Source organism: Novosphingobium sp. (assembly GCF_027489515.1).
Taxonomy (GTDB): Bacteria; Pseudomonadota; Alphaproteobacteria; order Sphingomonadales; family Sphingomonadaceae; genus Novosphingobium.
In genome coordinates this window covers 1-16,803 of sequence record NZ_JAIXZS010000047.1, presented here as the reverse complement: position 1 = coordinate 16,803, position 16,803 = coordinate 1, and the positions used below count along the sequence as shown (strand labels likewise).

At 67.4% G+C, this 16,803-nt stretch carries 13 protein-coding genes; 10 read left to right on the top strand and 3 right to left on the bottom strand.

What is annotated here, in order from left to right:
• Window positions 1–854: TGS domain-containing protein (locus Q0082_RS07945; protein WP_298191347.1), on the bottom strand; the 854-nt coding region annotated here is incomplete at its 3' end.
• A 134-nt stretch (window positions 855–988) separates the two neighbouring features.
• On the opposite strand from Q0082_RS07945, the gene Q0082_RS07940 reads away from it, so the two are divergent.
• From Q0082_RS07940 to Q0082_RS07920, 5 genes are all read left to right on the top strand, one after another.
• Window positions 989–1,720, top strand: a complete 732-nt coding sequence (locus Q0082_RS07940; protein ID WP_298191346.1) for an alpha/beta hydrolase — start codon at window positions 989–991, stop codon at window positions 1,718–1,720.
• 10 nt (window positions 1,721–1,730) lie between these two features.
• Window positions 1,731–2,744: a tetratricopeptide repeat protein gene (locus Q0082_RS07935; RefSeq protein ID WP_298191345.1), complete on the top strand. Its 1,014-nt coding sequence runs from the start codon at window positions 1,731–1,733 to the stop codon at window positions 2,742–2,744.
• A complete protein-coding gene (locus Q0082_RS07930) occupies window positions 2,741–3,769 on the top strand; it encodes an LLM class flavin-dependent oxidoreductase (protein ID WP_298191344.1) in 1,029 nt (342 codons plus the stop codon). Before Q0082_RS07935 ends, Q0082_RS07930 begins: the two co-directional genes overlap by 4 nt.
• A gap of 180 nt (window positions 3,770–3,949) precedes the next feature.
• Entirely contained in the window at window positions 3,950–8,668 is a 4,719-nt protein-coding gene (locus tag Q0082_RS07925; RefSeq protein WP_298191343.1) for an NAD-glutamate dehydrogenase domain-containing protein, read from the top strand.
• A gap of 91 nt (window positions 8,669–8,759) precedes the next feature.
• The gene (locus Q0082_RS07920) at window positions 8,760–9,998 is read left to right on the top strand and encodes an FAD-dependent oxidoreductase (RefSeq protein WP_298191342.1); all 1,239 of its coding nucleotides are present in this window, start codon (window positions 8,760–8,762) and stop codon (window positions 9,996–9,998) included.
• On the opposite strand, the gene queG is transcribed toward Q0082_RS07920, so the two are convergent.
• Window positions 9,982–11,049 carry a tRNA epoxyqueuosine(34) reductase QueG gene (gene queG, locus Q0082_RS07915; protein ID WP_298191341.1) on the bottom strand — a complete coding sequence of 356 codons (1,068 nt, stop codon included), beginning with the start codon at window positions 11,047–11,049 and terminating at the stop codon, window positions 9,982–9,984. The two genes, Q0082_RS07920 and queG, sit on opposite strands and share 17 nt — an antisense overlap.
• Before the next feature lie 46 nt (window positions 11,050–11,095).
• Between queG and Q0082_RS07910 the strand changes: the two genes are divergently transcribed.
• From Q0082_RS07910 to Q0082_RS07890, 5 genes are all read left to right on the top strand, one after another.
• Entirely contained in the window at window positions 11,096–12,142 is a 1,047-nt protein-coding gene (locus Q0082_RS07910) for an ATP-binding cassette domain-containing protein (RefSeq protein ID WP_298191340.1), read from the top strand.
• Window positions 12,142–13,368, top strand: a complete 1,227-nt coding sequence (locus tag Q0082_RS07905) for an ABC transporter permease (RefSeq protein WP_298191339.1) — start codon at window positions 12,142–12,144, stop codon at window positions 13,366–13,368. Before Q0082_RS07910 ends, Q0082_RS07905 begins: the two co-directional genes overlap by 1 nt.
• A gap of 93 nt (window positions 13,369–13,461) precedes the next feature.
• The gene (locus Q0082_RS07900) at window positions 13,462–14,796 is read left to right on the top strand and encodes a cytochrome P450 (RefSeq protein ID WP_298191338.1); all 1,335 of its coding nucleotides are present in this window, start codon (window positions 13,462–13,464) and stop codon (window positions 14,794–14,796) included.
• A gap of 188 nt (window positions 14,797–14,984) precedes the next feature.
• On the top strand, window positions 14,985–15,473 hold the full coding sequence (gene msrB, locus Q0082_RS07895) for a peptide-methionine (R)-S-oxide reductase MsrB (protein WP_298191337.1): 489 nt from the start codon (window positions 14,985–14,987) through the stop codon (window positions 15,471–15,473).
• A gap of 40 nt (window positions 15,474–15,513) precedes the next feature.
• Window positions 15,514–16,494: an esterase-like activity of phytase family protein gene (locus Q0082_RS07890; protein WP_298191336.1), complete on the top strand. Its 981-nt coding sequence runs from the start codon at window positions 15,514–15,516 to the stop codon at window positions 16,492–16,494.
• Between the two features lie 63 nt (window positions 16,495–16,557).
• On the opposite strand, the gene rpmB is transcribed toward Q0082_RS07890, so the two are convergent.
• Window positions 16,558–16,803 (bottom strand): 50S ribosomal protein L28 (rpmB, locus tag Q0082_RS07885; protein ID WP_298191335.1); only part of this gene is annotated, 246 nt, incomplete at its 5' end.

The window sequence follows — 16,803 nt, the reverse complement described above, 5'->3', positions numbered from 1 at the left end:
TCGAGCTCGCGCCAGATGCGGTAGCCCTTGGGGTGCCAGAACACGCTGCCGTGGGCTTCCTGCTGGAGGTGGAACAAGTCCATCTCCTGCCCCAGCTTGCGGTGATCGCGCTTGGCGGCTTCTTCCAGCCGCGTGAGGTGCGCATCGAGCTGCTTCTTGTTGAGCCAGCCGGTGCCATAGACGCGGCTGAGCATGGCGTTCGCCTGATCGCCGCGCCAGTATGCGCCGGAAACGCGCGTCAGCTTGAACGCCTGCGGATCGAGCTTGCCGGTGGAGGCAAGGTGCGGGCCGCGGCACATGTCGAGCCAGTCATCGCCCGACCAGTAGACCGTCAGTTCCTCGTTCTCGGGCAGTTCGGCGGCCCATTCGGCCTTGAAGCTCTCGCCTTGCTGCTTCCAGCGGCTGATCAGCTGCTCGCGGCTCCAGACCTCGCGGCGGAGCGGTTTGTCCGCCGCGATGATCTTGCGCATCGCTTCCTCGATCGCCGGCAGGTCGTCCTCGGTGAAGGCGCGGTCTTTCGGCGCGAAGTCATAGTAGAAGCCGTCGTCCGTGCTCGGGCCAAAGGTGATCTGCGTGCCGGGAAACAGCGCCTGCACCGCCTCGGCTAGCACGTGGGCATAGTCGTGGCGTACGAGTTCGAGCGCATCTGCTTCATCGCGCGCGGTGACGAGCGCGAGCGCGGCGTCGCCTTCGAAGGGGCGGGTGATGTCGAAAAGTTCACCATCCACGCGCGCGCCGATCGCGGCTTTGGCAAGACCCGGGCCGATCGCGGCGGCAATGTCTGCCGGGGTGGTGCCGGGCGCGACTTCGCGCACGGAACCGTCGGGCAGGGTGATCTTGAACATTTCGGACATGGACGCTCTCGCTGATAATCAGGGGCGCTTTGGCAGAAACGGGCGCGCGCCGGAAGGGGGCAGAAACCGGGCGCCATGCGGCAATGGCGATTGTCAGCGTTTGACCTCTGGGCTGGCGCTGGCACAAGGGCGGCATGATCGAGCACTTCACGCTGCCTTCGGGCGAACGCATGGCCTATCGTTTCCAGCCAGGTACAGGCCCCACAATCGTTTTCCTGCCCGGCTACATGTCGGACATGAGCGGCGGCAAGGCGCAGGCGGTGATCGCGCATGCGGAGGCGCGCGGGCGGGCCTGCCTGCTGCTCGATTACACCGGCCTCGGCCAGAGCGAGGGCACCTTTGCCGCGAAGTCACTGCCGTTGTGGCGGGATGAGGTCATCGCGCTGCTGGATGGCCTCGGCATCGAACGCGTCATACTCGTGGGTTCGAGCATGGGCGGCTGGCTCATGCTTATGCTCGCCGAGGCTCTGGGCGACCGGGTCGCCGCGCTCGTCGGCCTCGCGCCCGCGCCCGATTTCACCGAATGGGGCTTCGATGCAGCGCAGAAGGCCGTTTTTGCGCGCGGCGAGACGGTCTTCGAGGAGAACATCTATGGCCCGGAGCCGACGCCGACCTACGCAAAGTTCTGGGCGGCGGGGATGGAATGCCTGCTGCTCGCGCGCGGTGTCGCCTTCGATGGTCCGGTGCGGCTGATCCACGGGCAGGCGGATCGCGATGTGCCGTGGGATATCTCGCTGAAGCTCGCGGCGGCGCTGCGTTCAGCCGATGTGCAGGTCCATCTGATCAAGGACGGGGACCACCGCCTCTCGCGCCGGTCGGATATCGCCGTGCTGCTTGGCCAGCTGGACGCGCTCGGCGAGGCCTGAAGGAACCCCGATGCTTGTTCTGATTCCCGCCCTGATGGCCGCGCAGGCGCCGCTTCCCGCAGACGTCTGGCATCAGATCGGCCCCAACCCGCGGCCCTTCGAAGCCGCGCCGCTGCCGATCCCGCGGCGCAAGCGTGCAACCGAGGTGCCACCGCCGATGCCGGGGGCGACACCGCCCGCAACGCAGACCGGTATCCCCGCAACTCCGGTGCAGAACTCCGCGCCGCGCATGACGCGCTACACGCTATGCCTTGCGGCGGGCGAAAAGGACCCGGCCGCCGGCATTGCCGCCGCGCGCGCCTGGCTGGCCGAAGCTGCCAAGGCGGATACGCCCAACACCGCCCACGGCGCCGCCGCGCAGTGCCTTGGCCAGTTGCTGCTGCAGCAGGGCGATTCCACCGGTGCGGAGGCGGCCTTCATCGAGAGCGCCGGACAGGTGCCCGCCACCGATCCGGCGGCGGCTGCCGCGCTGCAGGTCATGGCCGGCAATGCCGCACTCGCGGGCGGGCGGGCCGAAACCGCGCTCGGCTGTTATGACAAGGCGCTGGCGCCGCCGCCGGCCGCCGCACCCAGCGCCGAGGACAATGCGGTGCGTGGCGCGGTCCAGATCGGCCGGGCCCGCGCACTTGTCGCGCTGGGGCGCCTGCCCGAGGCGAGCGGTGCCTTGCAGGAAGCCCACCGGCTGGCGCCCAACGATCCCGAAGGATGGCTGCTATCTGCCACGTTGGCGCGGCGCGGCAAGGATCTGGAGCGGGCGCAGCGCGATATCGAAGTCGCCGCGAGCCTTGCCGGACATGGCGATCCGCTGGGCGCCCCGATCGGGCTCGAAGCCGGGGTGATCGCCATGCTTTCGGGCCGCGAGGACGCTGCGCGCAAGTCGTGGGAATCGGTCGTCGCGCTGGCGCCGGGCAGCACCGAGGCGGTGACGGCCAAGGGTTATCTTGACCAGATCGGACCAGCGCCTACATCGGGTTCAGCAGCACCGGCAGCCCCTGGCGCTCCTCCACCGGAGACTTCGCGATGAGTCTGGATCGAGATCGTTTAGCTGGCCTCAAGCTCTCCGTCCTTGATCTTGTCCCCGTGCGTGAAGGCGGCACCGTGGGCGAGGCGCTCAGCGAAGCCGCCGCGCTGGCGCGGACGGCGGAAGATCTGGGATACAACCGCTTCTGGGTGGCGGAACACCACGGCATGGAAGGCATCGCCGGCGCGGCGGTCTCGGTCGTGCTCGCGCATATCGGCAATGCCACGAGCCGCATCCGGCTTGGCGCCGGCGGGATCATGCTGCCCAACCACAATCCGCTGGTGATCGCCGAGCAGTTCGGCGCGCTCGATGCGCTGTTTCCGGGGCGGATCGACCTGGGTCTCGGCCGCGCGCCGGGCGCGGACCAGCGCATCCTGCGCGCGCTCCACAAGGATATTCATCAGGCAGCGGAAAGCTTCCCCAACGACGTGGTCGAAATCCAGCTGCATTTTGCCGGCGATCCGCGCTTGCCGCTGCAGGCGACGCCGGGCCTCGGGGCCAATCCTGAAATGTGGATCCTCGGCTCCAGCCTGTTTGGCGCGCAGCTCGCGGCGATGCTGGGGCTGCCCTATGCCTTTGCCTCGCATTTCGCCCCCGATCACCTCGATGCGGCGCTCAAGCTCTACCGCGAGCGGTTCCAGCCCTCCGAGCGGCTGGCCGAACCTTACGTGATGGCTGCGATCAACGTGATCGCCGCCGATACCGACGAGGAAGCCGTGCTGCTCGCCTCCTCGATGGACCAGTCCTTCGTGCGGCTGCGCACCGGCTCGCCGGGCAAGCTGCCACCCCCGGTGCCGGGCTACCGCGAGAGCCTGCACCCCGCCTCGCTCGCCATGCTCGATCATATGCGGCAGGTCAGTGCGATAGGCAGCGTGAAGACCGTGCGCGAGCGGCTCGCCGCTTTCCGGGCAAGGACCGGCGCCGACGAACTGATCGTTTCCGGCTCGACCTTCGATCCGGCCCTGCGGCATCGCAGCCTCGCGCTCACGATGGAAGCCTTGAACGCCGAAGTCGCGGTTGGCGCATAATGGCCTATCCGGCTTAAATCTTAAGGCTCCTCCCGCTTGCCTCTGCGCCGATGCCGGAGTAGGCTACGCATGATTAGTTCATGAGTGTGACATAAAATTACGCACTCATAACGACAAGAAGGCGCGCCTCCGCAGGGCTTCGTTCCGGCGGGGTGACAGCGCCGGGATGCAGGAGCGACCATGGCTACCAAGACCGCCGACCCCGGCGCCGATGCGATTCTGTCGCAGGCGCTTGCTTCCCGTTTTGCAGCGTCCCTGCTGCCCGCGGAGGCGGCAGAGTTCGAGGCGGAGCGGCTGGCCGGCGCGGCGCGCTTCACGCTGGGTGCCGCTGCAAAGCGCACCGGTTCCGAACCGGCCATCGCCATCGAAAGCATCGGCGGACAGGCAGGTGCGGCGGGTGGTGCGCGCTACTTGCGCATTGCAGTGATCAACGATGACATGCCCTTCCTCGTCGATTCGATCGCGGCGACGATCTCGGCGCAGGGTCTTGCGATAGATCGGCTGGTACACCCGGTGGTGGCCGTGCGGCGCGATCCCGAGGGCAACCTTATCGGCCTGCCCGATGGCGATGCGGTGGGTGAGCGCCGCGAATCGATGGTCTATCTCGAGACCGAGCGCGTCGACGCGCGCGAGCGGCGCGCGCTCGATGCCGCGCTGCGCGCCACCCTCGCCGATGTCCATGCTGCCGTCGCCGATTGGCCGCGCATGCAGGCCGCAATGCAGGAAGATGCGCGCACCCTGCCTGATCAGGAAGGCGCCGCGCTGCTGCGCTGGCTTGCGGACGGGATGCTGACCCAGCTCGGCCATGTGGTGCAGCACCGTGACGGTACGCATGGCGAAGCGCTCGGCATCTGCCGCGCCAGCGATGCGCCGCTGCTGGCGAAATCCAGTTATGACCGCGCGTTCAAATGGTTCGATCGGCTCGGCGAACGCGGCACCGAAGTTCCCCGCAGCCCCCTGATCGTCAAGGCCAACCGCATCGCACGGGTGCACCGCCGTGTGCCCCTTGATCTGTTTATCGTGCCGGTGCTCGAAGGCGGCAAGGTCGTCGCGCTTTCGGTTCACGCCGGCGTCTGGACCAGCGCCGCGCTCGCCGCCACGCCCGACCGCATCCCGCGCATGCGCAGCCAGCTCGATGCGCTGATGGCAAAGTTTGGCTTCGCGCCCAATGGCCATGCCGGCAAGGCGCTCGCCCATGCACTCACCGCGCTGCCGCACGATATCCTGATCAGCTTCGATGAAGCCGATCTCGAACGCGTGGCGACGACGATGATGACGTTGATCGACCGGCCGCGCCCCCGCCTCGCGCTCGTCGCCGCGCCGCTTGCGCGCCATCTGTTCGCGTTTGTCTGGTTGCCGCGCGATGTGCAGTCGACCGAGCTGCGCCACCGCGTGCAGGCCATGCTCGAAGCCTCGACTGACGCGCCGATCCTCGACTGGAGCCTTTCGGTCGAGGGCGGGACGCTGGCGCTGATGCGCTTCGTGATCGATATCCGCGATGGCGCGGCGCTGCCCGATGAAGCTGCGCTCGACATGGCACTGCAGACCATGGTGCGCGGCTGGGGCGCGGCGGTGGAAGCCGAGCTGGCCAAGGGCGAGGACCCGGCGCGCGCCGCCGCCATTGCGGTGCGCTATGCCGATGCCTTCCCGATCGGCTATCGCAGCGCCTACGGCCCGGCGGAAGCGGCGGGCGATATCCGCGTGCTGCGCGCCCTCACCCAGACCGGCGCCCCGCGCCGGGCGGTGCGGCTCCACCGTCTGCCGGGCGAGGAAGGCCTGCGCCTCAAGCTCTACCAGCGCGAGGGCGCGATCGTGCTTTCGGACGCGGTGCCGGTGCTCGAAAACTTCGGCTTCCGCGTGCTTGAGGAAGTGCCGACCGCGCTCGACAAGGGGCGGCTCGGCTTCATCCATGATTTCCTCGTCGCACTGCCCGAAGGGATTGAGGGCGAGGCGCTGCTGGCGCGCGCCGAAACCATTCAGGAATCGCTCGCGGCCGTGCTCAACGGCGGGGCCGAAGACGATCTGTTCAATCGCCTGATCGTCACCGCCGGGCTCACCGCGCGCGGGGCAAACTGGATGCGCGCCTGGTATCGCTATTTGCGCCAGGCCGGCATGACCTTCTCGATTGCCACGGCGGTCGAGGCGCTGCGCGCGGCGCCGACGGTGACGCGCGGGCTCATCGGCCTGTTCCTTGCCCGCCACGATCCGGACTTTGTCGAAGACCGCGCCGAGGCCGAAGCGCGCTTTGCCGAGCAGATCCGCACCGGGCTCGCCGGGGTGGCCGCTATCAACGACGACCGCCTGCTCCGCCAGTTCCGCGCACTCGCCGAGGCGATCCTGCGCACCAACGCGTTCAGCCCGGCGGCGGCCGAGGCACTCGCGTTCAAGATCGATTCGGCGCTGGTCCCGGGCTTGCCCCGGCCGGTGCCGTGGCGCGAGATCTTCGTCTACAGCCCCCGCGTTGAAGGTATTCACCTGCGCGCCGGGCCGGTGGCGCGCGGCGGCCTGCGCTGGTCCGACCGGCGCGACGATTTCCGCACCGAAGTGCTCGGTCTGATGAAGGCGCAGCGCGTGAAGAACGCGGTGATCGTGCCGACGGGCGCGAAGGGCGGGTTCTATCCCAAGCAGCTCCCCGATCCCGTCCGCGCGCGTGAAGCGTGGCTGGCCGAAGGCCGCGCGAGCTATGAAGTGTTCATCCGCACGCTGCTGTCCGTCACCGACAATATCGTGGACGGCAAGGTGGTCCATCCCGCGGGCGTGGTGATCCGCGACGGTGAGGATCCCTATTTCGTCGTCGCGGCGGACAAGGGCACCGCGACCTTCTCCGACATCGCCAACGCCATCGCCGAGGCCAAGGGCTTCTGGCTCGACGATGCCTTCGCGAGCGGCGGCTCCAAGGGCTATGACCACAAGGCCATGGGCATCACCGCGAAGGGCGCTTGGCTTTCGGTGCAGCGCCATTTCCGCGAACTCGGTGTCGATGTGCAGACCGAATCCATCACCGTCGCGGGCTGCGGTGACATGTCGGGCGACGTGTTCGGCAATGGCATGCTGCTGTCGAAGGCGCTCAAGGTCGTCGCCGCCTTCGATCACCGCCATGTGTTCCTCGATCCGACGCCCGATCCCGCGGCGAGCTGGGCCGAACGCGCACGCCTCTTCGCGCTGCCGCGTTCCAGCTGGGATGATTACGACAAGGCACTGATCTCGAAGGGCGGCGGCGTGTTCCCGCGCACGATGAAGCAGATTCCGCTGACCGACGAGATCCGCGCGCTGCTCGGCATCGAGGCAGCTGAGCTCGATCCCGAATCGCTGATCACCGCGATCCTCAAGGCGCCGGTCGACCTCCTCTGGTTCGGGGGCATCGGCACCTATGTGAAGGCTTCGGCTGAAAACAACGTTGCGGTGGGCGATCCCGCCAACGATGCCTTGCGCATCAACGGGGCGGACGTGCGGGCGCGCGTGATCGGCGAAGGTGCCAATCTCGGCACCACGCAGGCCGGGCGCATCGAGTATTCGCTGGTCGGCGCGACAGGTCTCGGCGGCCGGATCAACACAGACTTCATCGACAACTCGGCGGGCGTCGATTGCTCGGACAACGAAGTCAACATCAAGATCGCGCTCGCCTCGGCCAAGCGCGCCGGGCGGCTCGATGAGCCTGGCCGCGTCGCGCTGCTTACCGCGATGACTGATGACGTTGCGCATCTTGTCCTGGAGGACAACCGGCTCCAGGCCCTCGCGCTCTCGATCGCCGAGCGTGGCGGGCCAGGCGCGGCCCCGGCCTATGCGCGGCTGGTCGATGTGCTGGAGGAAGGCGGCGACCTTGATCGCAAGACCGAGGGTCTCGCCAGCAGCGAAGACATGCTGCGCCGCGCGGCAGGCGGGCACGGCTTCACCCGGCCCGAACTCGCGGTGCTGCTGTCCAGCGCCAAACTGGTGCTTCAGCGCGCGCTGGAAGAAAGCCCGGTGGTCGATGATCCGGTGCTCGAAGCCGATCTCTTTGCCGCATTCCCGCCGCAGATGCGGGAGACTTTTGCCGAGGATATCCGTCATCACCGCCTGCGCCGCGAACTGATCGCGACCAAGCTCGCCAACCGCATCGTCAACGATCTCGGTCCGGTGCATCCCTTTGAACTCGTCGAGGAGGAAGGTGTCAGCCTCGCGCAGGTCGCGGCCGCGTTCGTAGCAGCGGCGAAACTGCTCGATCTCAAGGGCATCTGGGCACTGCTCGACGGGCCGGATGGCGATGCCATGCCCGAACAGGTGCGGCTCTCGCTCTATGCCCGCGTTGCCGAAGTGCTGCGTGGCCACATCGCCGATGTCCTGCGCGCCGGGCGCGGCTCGCTTGAGCCGGGCAAGCTGATCGACCAGCTGGCGCCCGGTGTCTCGCAGCTGGCGGCCTCGACCGGCGAATTGCTGCAGGGCGAGGCCAAGGTGCAGGCGCGGCGGCTGCTCGCGGAACTCACTGATCTTGGTGTGCCGCCTCAGGTTGCCGAGCGCATTGCGCATCTCGTCGATATGGACGGGGCCATCGGCCTTGCCCACCTTGCCGCCACGCGCGCGATCGATCCGGCGGCGCTGACGGCGGCGTTCTCCGCACTCGGCGCGGCCCTTGGGCTCGATTGGGCGCAGCAGGCTGCCAGCCGGATGAGCCCGTCCGATCCGTGGGAGCGCCTGCTCGTCGCGGGCCTCGCGCGCGATTTCCAGCAGATGCGGCTCGATTTCCTCGCCCGCTCTGCCGGGCAGGATGCGGGCGCGGCGGTGGCGCAGTGGCTGGAGGCGCATGCTATCCCGGTGCGCAATTTCCGCGCGCTGACGGGCCGGGCACAGGGGGCAGGCGGCGTCGCGCCGGCCATGCTGGCGCAGCTGGCGAGCCAGGCGCGGACGCTCCTGGCCCGCTGATCTTCTGGGCCGGGGCGGACAATCTCGCTCCGGCCAGTTGACGCGGCTCGTAATTTCGCCAAATCCGCGCGCACGAACAGGAGTGCGCAGCATGAGCGAGACGGATCTGACAGCCGATGTAGTCATTGTCGGTGCGGGCCATGGCGGCGCGCAGGCGGCGATTGCGCTGCGGCAGAACGGCTTTGCCGGCACGATCCTCGTCGTCGGGCGCGAGCCGGAGCTCCCCTACGAGCGTCCGCCGCTCTCCAAGGAATACCTCGCGCGCGACAAGACCTTTGATCGCATCATGATCCGTCCCGAGGCGTTCTGGGCGGACAAGGCCGTCACCATGCTGCTCGGCACCGAAGTGACGGCGATCGATGCCGCAGCGCATGTGGCGACGCTGAGCGATGGGCGCGCACTCGCCTATGGCCATCTGATCTGGGCCGCAGGCGGCGATCCGCGCAAGCTGACCTGTGCCGGGGCCGATCTTGCGGGCGTCCACGCCGTCCGCACGCGCGAGGACGTCGACCGGCTGATGGGCGAACTCGATGCCGGCGCGAAGCGCGCCGTGGTGATCGGTGGCGGCTACATCGGGCTCGAAGCGGCGGCGGTGCTCACCAAGCTCGATTGCCATGTCACCTTGCTTGAAGCCCTGCCCCGCGTTCTGGCGCGCGTGGCGGGCGAGGCGCTGTCCTCGTTCTATGAGGCCGACCACCGCGCCCACGATGTGGACTTGCGCACCGGCGTTTCGGTCGATTGCCTCGTGGGCGAGGGTGGCAAAGTCACCGGCGTGAAGCTCGCTGATGGCACCGTGCTCCCCGCCGATCTCGTCATTGTGGGCATCGGCATCATCCCCTGCGTCGAGCCGCTGCGCGCGGCGGGTGCGGAAGGCACGAACGGCGTGACGGTCGATGCGCAGTGCCGCACCTCGCTCCCCGATGTTTACGCGATTGGCGATTGCGCGGCCCATGCCAATGTTTTCGCCGATGGCGCGGTGATCCGCCTCGAATCGGTGCAGAATGCAAACGATATGGCGACCGTCGCGGCCAAGACGATCTGCGGCGTGGAGGCCACCTACCACGCGGTCCCGTGGTTCTGGTCGAACCAGTATGACCTCAAGCTTCAGACCGTCGGCCTCTCGACCGGGCATGACGCCGTCGTCACGCGCGGCGATCCCGCCACGCGCAGCTTCTCGGTGATCTACCTCAAGGCTGGCAAGGTCGTTGCGCTCGATTGCGTCAACATGGTCAAGGACTATGTGCAAGGCCGCAAGCTGGTCGAGACCGGCGCGGTGATCGCGCCGGAGCGGCTGGCGGATGCGGGCACCCCGCTCAAGGAACTGGCATAACTTCGACCAGCCGGTCGAGCGCCCAGCTGGCGGCATCGGCCACGGCGGGATCGGGATCGGCCAGCAGACGCTGCACTGGGGCCATCAGCGCCGCAGCGCCGCTGTTCCCAGCCGCATAGAGGCAGTTCCGCACGAATCGGTCACGCCCGATGCGCTTGATCGGCGAACCGGCGAAGAGCGCGCGGAAGGCGGCATCATCGAGCGCGAGCAATTCGGCCAGGCGCGGCGCGGCCAGTTCAGCGCGCGGCAGGAAGGCCTTGTTGGTCGCCGCGGTGCTGGCAAAGCTGTTCCACGGGCAGACGGCAAGGCAATCGTCACAGCCGTAGATGCGGTTGCCCAGCGCCGCGCGGAACTCCTCCGGGATTGGCCCTTTGTGCTCGATCGTGAGGTAGGAAATGCAGCGCCGCGCATCGAGCCGGTAGGGTGCGGGGAAGGCATCGGTGGGGCAGGCGCGCTGGCAGGCGGTGCACGAGCCGCAGCGGTCGGCATGCGGTGCATCGGGCTCCAGCGCCAGTGTCGTGTAGATCGCGCCGAGGAACAGCCAGGAACCGTGGGTGCGGCTGACGAGATTGGTGTGCTTGCCCTGCCAGCCGATCCCCGCTGCCTCGCCCAGCGGCTTTTCCATCACCGGCGCGGTATCCACGAAGACCTTGACCTCGGCTCCCGGCACTTCGGCCACGATCCAGCGTGCCAGCGCCTTCAGCGCGCGCTTCACCACGTCGTGATAATCGGCGCCTTGCGCATAGACCGAGATGCGCGCGCGGTCCGTGGCCTCCGCCAGCACTAGCGGATCGGCGGCAGGGGCATAGCTCATGCCGAGCGCGATCACGCTCTGCGCGGCGGGCCAGAGCGATTGCGGGCCGCGCCGGTGCTCTAGCCGGGTTTCCATCCACTCCATCGAGCCGTGGCGGCCCTCTGCGAGCCACTCTTCCAGCCGCGCGGCGCGCACAGGATCATCGGTGGCGGGCGCAATCCCGCAGGCCGCAAAGCCCAACCTGGCGGCCTCCTCCCTGATGCGTTCCGTCAGCATGGTTTCCGCGCCGTTAACCATACTTGCTGCGCCCCTCGTTTATTGCTTACGGTTAACGGCGGATCCCATGAAGATCGAACCCTTTGCCTCCTTTACCGGGACGCCCGTGCTGGACAACGTTCCTTCTCGAGAACTCGCCCCAGAGCTTGCCATCGAGGCGCGCGGCCTTGTGAAGCGCTTTGACGGCTTCACCGCGGTCGACGGCGTGGACATCTCGGTGCCGCGCGGCGCGATCTACGGCATTCTCGGCCCCAACGGCGCGGGCAAGACGACGACGCTGCGTATGCTGCTCGGCATTATAGATCCCGATTCGGGCTATCGCCGCGTGCTGGGCCATGAACGCCCGACTGAAGTCGCGCGGCGCATCGGCTATCTGCCCGAGGAACGCGGCCTCTATCCGGCGATGAAGGCGACCGAAGCCATCGCCTTCCTTGCCGCGCTGCGCGGTGTGCCGCTGAAGGAAGGTCGCCGCCGGGGGCGTGACCTCCTCGAACAGCACGGCCTCGGTTATGCCGCGGACCGCCAGATCCGCCAGCTCTCCAAGGGCATGGCGCAGCAGGTCCAGTTGCTCGGCACGCTGGTGCATGAACCCGATCTCGTCGTGTTTGACGAGCCGTTTTCCGGTCTCGACGCGCTCAACCAGGGCAAGCTTGAGCGGATGATCCGCAGCCTCGCCGAGCGCGGCACCACGGTGATCTTCTCCACCCACGTCATCGCCCACGCCGAGCGGCTGTGCGACCAGATCGCCATCATCGCGGGCGGCAAGGTGCCATTTGCAGGGCCGGTGGACGCCGCACGTGATCGCCTGCGTCCGCAAGTCCGCCTCGAAACCCGAGCGGCGGACGGCCCGTGGCGCGCCGCGCTGCCTGCCGATGCGCGCCACGAAGGCCGCTTCTTGTTCTTCACCTTGCCCGAAAGCGGTGTCGAGCCGCTGTTGCGCGCACTGATCGAAGGCAATGCCGGCATCCTCTCGCTTTCGATCGAGCGCCCCGGCTTGCACGATGCGTTCGTTTCGATCGCGGGCGAGGCCGCCGCGCGCGCGCTTGAGGAATCAGCGCAGGAAGCGGCCGAGAAGGCCGCAGAACAGACCGGATCAAAGAAGGGTCGCCGCTGATGCTCCGCAATCATTTTGCCGCCGCCTGGGTGATCATGCGCCGCGATTTCTGCGCGGTGATCTTCTCCAAGACGTTCATCTTCTTCCTGATCGGCCCGCTGTTCCCGGTGTTCATCGGCGCAATGGCGGCAGCGGTCGGCTCGCAGGTCTCGCGCGATATCGACAATCCGGTGATCGGGGTCGCCATGCCCGCGCATCAGGGCGATTCGCTGGTGGCCGCGCGCAATGGCCTTGCGCCGAAGATGGCGGGCTTCGTGCCGGAATATACCGTGCTCGCGCGGCTTGCGCCCGGTGAGACGTTCGATGCGCGCACCGTGCTCGCCAGCAAGGGGGTTAAAGGCGCGCCGCAGCTTGCCGCGGTGGTGACGGGCACGCTCGACAAGCCCGTGCTCACGGGGAGCTCCGAGCGTGTCGACCAGTGGCGCGGCCAGATCGCGCTGATTGCGGCAGAGGCCGGTGCACCGGGTCCGCGCACTTTCCCTGCAGTGACTGAAGACAAGATCGCCACCACCGCCGCCAAGCAGCACGTCGATCTTGCGGTCACCGCGCAGGCCGGCCAGGTGCTCCTGTTCCTCCTCACGATGCTGCTGGCGGGCATGGTGCTCTCCAACCTCGTCGAGGAAAAGGCCAACAAGATCATCGAAGTGCTCGCTGCTTCGATCCCGATGGACGCGCTGTTCCTGGGCAAGCTCTTCGCCATGCTCGCGGTCAGCCTCGTCGGCATCGCGGTGTGGGGCTCTGTTTATGGCCTGCTGATGCTCGGCGGAATGAAGTCGATCCCGCTGCTGGCGACGCCGGCCGTCGGCTGGCCGCTGTTCTGCGTGCTGGGATTCCTCTACTTCGCGATGGCCTATCTGCTGCTTGGTTCGCTGTTCCTCTCGATCGGCGGCATGGCGACCACCGTGCGCGAGGTGCAGACGCTCTCGATGCCGGTGACGATGATGCAGCTCATGGTGTTCTTCTTCGCCAGCTACGCGCTGGCCCGCCCGGGCACCTGGATCGAGACGGCGAGCTTTGTATTTCCGGTCAGCTCGCCTTTCGCGATGCTCGCGCAGGCCGCGCAATCGCCGGTGCTCTGGCCGCACCTCATCGCGCTTGTCTGGCAGGCTGTATGGGTCGGTGTGATCATCCGCGTGGGTGCACAGCTGTTCCGCCGCACGGTGATGAAATCGGGCCCGGCGCGGGGTCGCCGGGGCTGGCTGCGGCGTTCTCCCAAGGCTGCCTAAAGCTTATTGACATCCATGTAGGTTGCAAGGATAGTATTCACCGAATGACAGGGCGCCCTGCGTGCACGAGGCGTCCGCATCGGAAGGATAGCCATGGCAACCCAGCTTGCGCCCGAAGCCCCGTTCACCTACCGGACCGCCCCCACCGCGAACGAAGCGTTCGAGGAATGGCTTGCCGCCAATCCTCAGGCCCGGCCCCATCACACCCACAAGTGGGACGTCAGCCGTTCCGACATCTATGTCGAGGATCGCTGGGGGCCGATCTTCGCCGAAATGCGGCGCGAGGCGCCGATCAACAAGGTGACCGGCACGCCCTACGGCGACTACTGGAACATCGCGACGCACAAGGCGATCCAGCACGTCGAATCGCTGCCTGAGCTGTATTCGTCCTCGTGGGAGCACGGTGGCATCACCATCGGCGATCCGCCCGAGGATATCGATCCGGCCAAGCTTGCCGAACGGCAGCTGCCAATGTTCATCGCGATGGACCGGCCCGAGCACACCGGCCAGCGCCGTACGGTCGCCCCGGCGTTCACGCCCGCCGAGATCGCGCGGATGGAAGCCGAGATTCGCCAGCGCACCGGCGAGGTGCTCGACAGCCTGCCCTGGGGCGAGAAGTTTGATTGGGTCGACAAGGTCTCGATCGAGCTCACAACCGGCATGCTCGCGATCCTGTTTGGCTTCCCGTGGCAGGACCGCCGGCTCCTGACCTTCTGGTCCGACTGGGCGGGCGATGTCGAACTGACGCTGGCGCAGGACCTTGCCGATACGCGCTTTGGCATCCTGCAGGAAATGGCCCACTATTTCAGCCGTCTGTGGATGGAGAGGATGGGCAAGGCGCCGAGCCCGGATCTCATCTCGATGATGATCCATTCGCCCGCGATGTCGAAGATGAGCCCGCAGGAATTCATGGGCAATCTCGTGCTGTTGATCGTCGGCGGCAACGACACCACGCGCAACACGATGTCGGGCATCGTCCATGCGCTGGACCAATTCCCCGATCAGCGGGCGCTGCTTGAAGGCGATCCTTCGCTGATCCCCAACGCGGTGCAGGAATGCCTGCGCTTCGTGACGCCGCTGGCGCACATGCGCCGCACCTGCACGGCGGACAACGAGCTGTTCGGGCAGCAGATCAAGGCCGGCGACAAGGTCGTGATGTGGTACCTTTCAGGCAATCGCGACGAGACGGTCTTTGAAAACCCGGACAAGCTGATCGTCGATCGGCCGAATGCGCGGCGCCACCTTGCGTTTGGTTACGGCGTTCACCGCTGTGTGGGCGCACGCCTTGCCGAACTGCAGCTGCGTGTGTTGCTCGAGGAAATGCACGAGCGCGGGATGCGCGCGCGTGTCGCGGGCGATGTGACGCGCGTGCGCGCCAACTTCGTCCATGGCTTCCGCAAGATGGAAGTGGTCCTCGAAAAGCGCTGAACGGTTCCTATCCGATTCGGTCAGATACGGTTCAGGTAGCCGGGGGTAGGGAAGGGGTGTCCCGCCGGTGGGTTACCCCGCCCCCCTCCCCGGCCCACGGCGGGACGCTCCCCACCCGATTGGCCGCTTGATCCCGTCTTGCAGACGGGGGAAGTAACCGTATGTCCGCTCTTGCCGAACCGGTTCCCATGAAACCTTCGCGCCGCAATTTCCTCGCCTTTCTCACCGCCACCGCCGCGATGAGCGCTGCCGCATGCGGCGCGCCCGCTGCCGCGACGCGCAAGGGCACGTTCCCGCTCCGCCACACCGAAGCGGAATGGCGCAAGCTCCTCACCCCTGCGCAGTACTACATCCTGCGCGAGGAAGGCACCGAGCGGCCGTTCACCTCCGCTCTTCTCAAGGAGCACCGCAAGGGCACGTTCACCTGCGCGGCAGACGGCAATGCCGTGTTCGCGTCCTCGACCAAGTTCGACAGCGGCACCGGCTGGCCCAGCTTCTGGACACCGATCAAGGGCGGCGTGGGCACTTCGAGCGATACCTCCTTCGGCATGACCCGTACCGAAGTGCACTGCACGCGCTGCGGCGGCCATCTTGGGCACGTGTTCGACGATGGCCCGCCGCCCACCGGCAAGCGCTATTGCATCAATGGCGACGCGCTGAAATTCGTCCCAGCCTGAAGGCGCTACACATCGGCGGCGGCTTGTGGCACGGGCCGCGATGATGCGCGCGCTCAAGCTTGCCCTGCTGATCCTCGCGCTCATGCCGGCGGTATGGCTGCATGGCGATAGGCCTCCTGAGCCGTCCGATACGGACATCGGCCTTGTCGATCTCATGCCGGCGCTGCGCAGCGATCTTCCCGATACCGGTGCGCTGCGGCTGGAGGGCGCGTGGCGCATTACCGGTCGCGCCCGCGTGCTCGGCACATTGTCGGGGCTGGCGCAGACGCCGCGTGGGCTGCTGGCGGTGGGCGATCGCGGCGGCATCCTTCGGTTCGCATGGCCCGACCGGCCAGGCCCCTGGCACGCGGTCGCCGGCCGCCTCATCAACCTCGATTGGCGCAAGTACCGCTACCCGACAGATCCAGAGGCCGTCTTCATCGATCCGGGGAGCGGCGATCTCATTGTCGCCTTCGAGGACGCACCGATGCTCGAGCGCTTCAGCGCCGATCTCGCCCGTCGCAGCTCCATTCCGCTGCCCGTGCTGGCGGAATGGCCGGACAACAAGGGCGCCGAGGGCATGGCCCGGCTCGCTGACGGCCGCACCGTCGTGATCGGCGAGACGTATGGCCACTGGTTTGACCGTACGCGGCATCCGGGGCTGATCTGGTCTGGACTGCCCCGTCCCTTCGAGGCTCCGTTACGCTTCGAGCTTGTTCTGCCCGCCGGCTACCGGCCGAGCGAGCTCGCCCAAATGCCCGACGGGCGGCTGCTTGTGCTGGGGCGCCATTTCAGCCTTGCAGGCTTCCGGTCGGTGCTTGCGGTTTTCGCGCCGCAGGACATCCGCCCCGGCGCGGTCGTCACGCCACAGGTGGTCGCCCGGATCGACGATCCGCGCATCCGCGACAACTACGAGGGGATGACCGTGACGCGCGAGGGTGATGGCAGCCAGATGGTCTGGCTGATCTCCGACAGCAACGAAATGGTGCAGATGCAGCGAACGCTTGTGCTCAAGCTGCGGATCGGGCCGGAAGTCCGCTAGACCCCGGCCCGTTCGATTCCATTTGGCAAGCCACAAGCGGGAGGGCCCCGCCTGTCAGCCGGATCAGGCGGCGGTCGCCTTGACCAGCTCGCGCTTCACCTTGAGCGCGCGCGGGCTGAGCTTCGTGTCAGCAGCCTTGAGCAGCCAGTTGTCGAGACCGCCGTTGTGCTCCACCGAGCGCAGGCCGTGCGTCGAGACGCGGAACTTGAAGCTGCGGTCGAGCTTTTCCGACATGAGCGTGACGTTCTGCAGGTTGGGCAGGAACAGACGCTTGGTCTTGTTGTTGGCGTGGCTCACGTTGTGGCCGAC

Coding starts and splice junctions, on each gene's coding strand:
- queG (WP_298191341.1), bottom strand. CDS start 11,049: ATGGTTAACGGCGCGGAAACCATGCTGACGGAACGCATCAGGGAGGAG.
- Q0082_RS07940 (WP_298191346.1), top strand. CDS start 989: ATGATCGAGCACTTCACGCTGCCTTCGGGCGAACGCATGGCCTATCGT.
- Q0082_RS07935 (WP_298191345.1), top strand. CDS start 1,731: ATGCTTGTTCTGATTCCCGCCCTGATGGCCGCGCAGGCGCCGCTTCCC.
- Q0082_RS07920 (WP_298191342.1), top strand. CDS start 8,760: ATGAGCGAGACGGATCTGACAGCCGATGTAGTCATTGTCGGTGCGGGC.
- Q0082_RS07910 (WP_298191340.1), top strand. CDS start 11,096: ATGAAGATCGAACCCTTTGCCTCCTTTACCGGGACGCCCGTGCTGGAC.
- Q0082_RS07900 (WP_298191338.1), top strand. CDS start 13,462: ATGGCAACCCAGCTTGCGCCCGAAGCCCCGTTCACCTACCGGACCGCC.
- Q0082_RS07930 (WP_298191344.1), top strand. CDS start 2,741: ATGAGTCTGGATCGAGATCGTTTAGCTGGCCTCAAGCTCTCCGTCCTT.
- msrB (WP_298191337.1), top strand. CDS start 14,985: ATGAAACCTTCGCGCCGCAATTTCCTCGCCTTTCTCACCGCCACCGCC.
- Q0082_RS07890 (WP_298191336.1), top strand. CDS start 15,514: ATGATGCGCGCGCTCAAGCTTGCCCTGCTGATCCTCGCGCTCATGCCG.
- Q0082_RS07925 (WP_298191343.1), top strand. CDS start 3,950: ATGGCTACCAAGACCGCCGACCCCGGCGCCGATGCGATTCTGTCGCAG.
- Q0082_RS07905 (WP_298191339.1), top strand. CDS start 12,142: ATGCTCCGCAATCATTTTGCCGCCGCCTGGGTGATCATGCGCCGCGAT.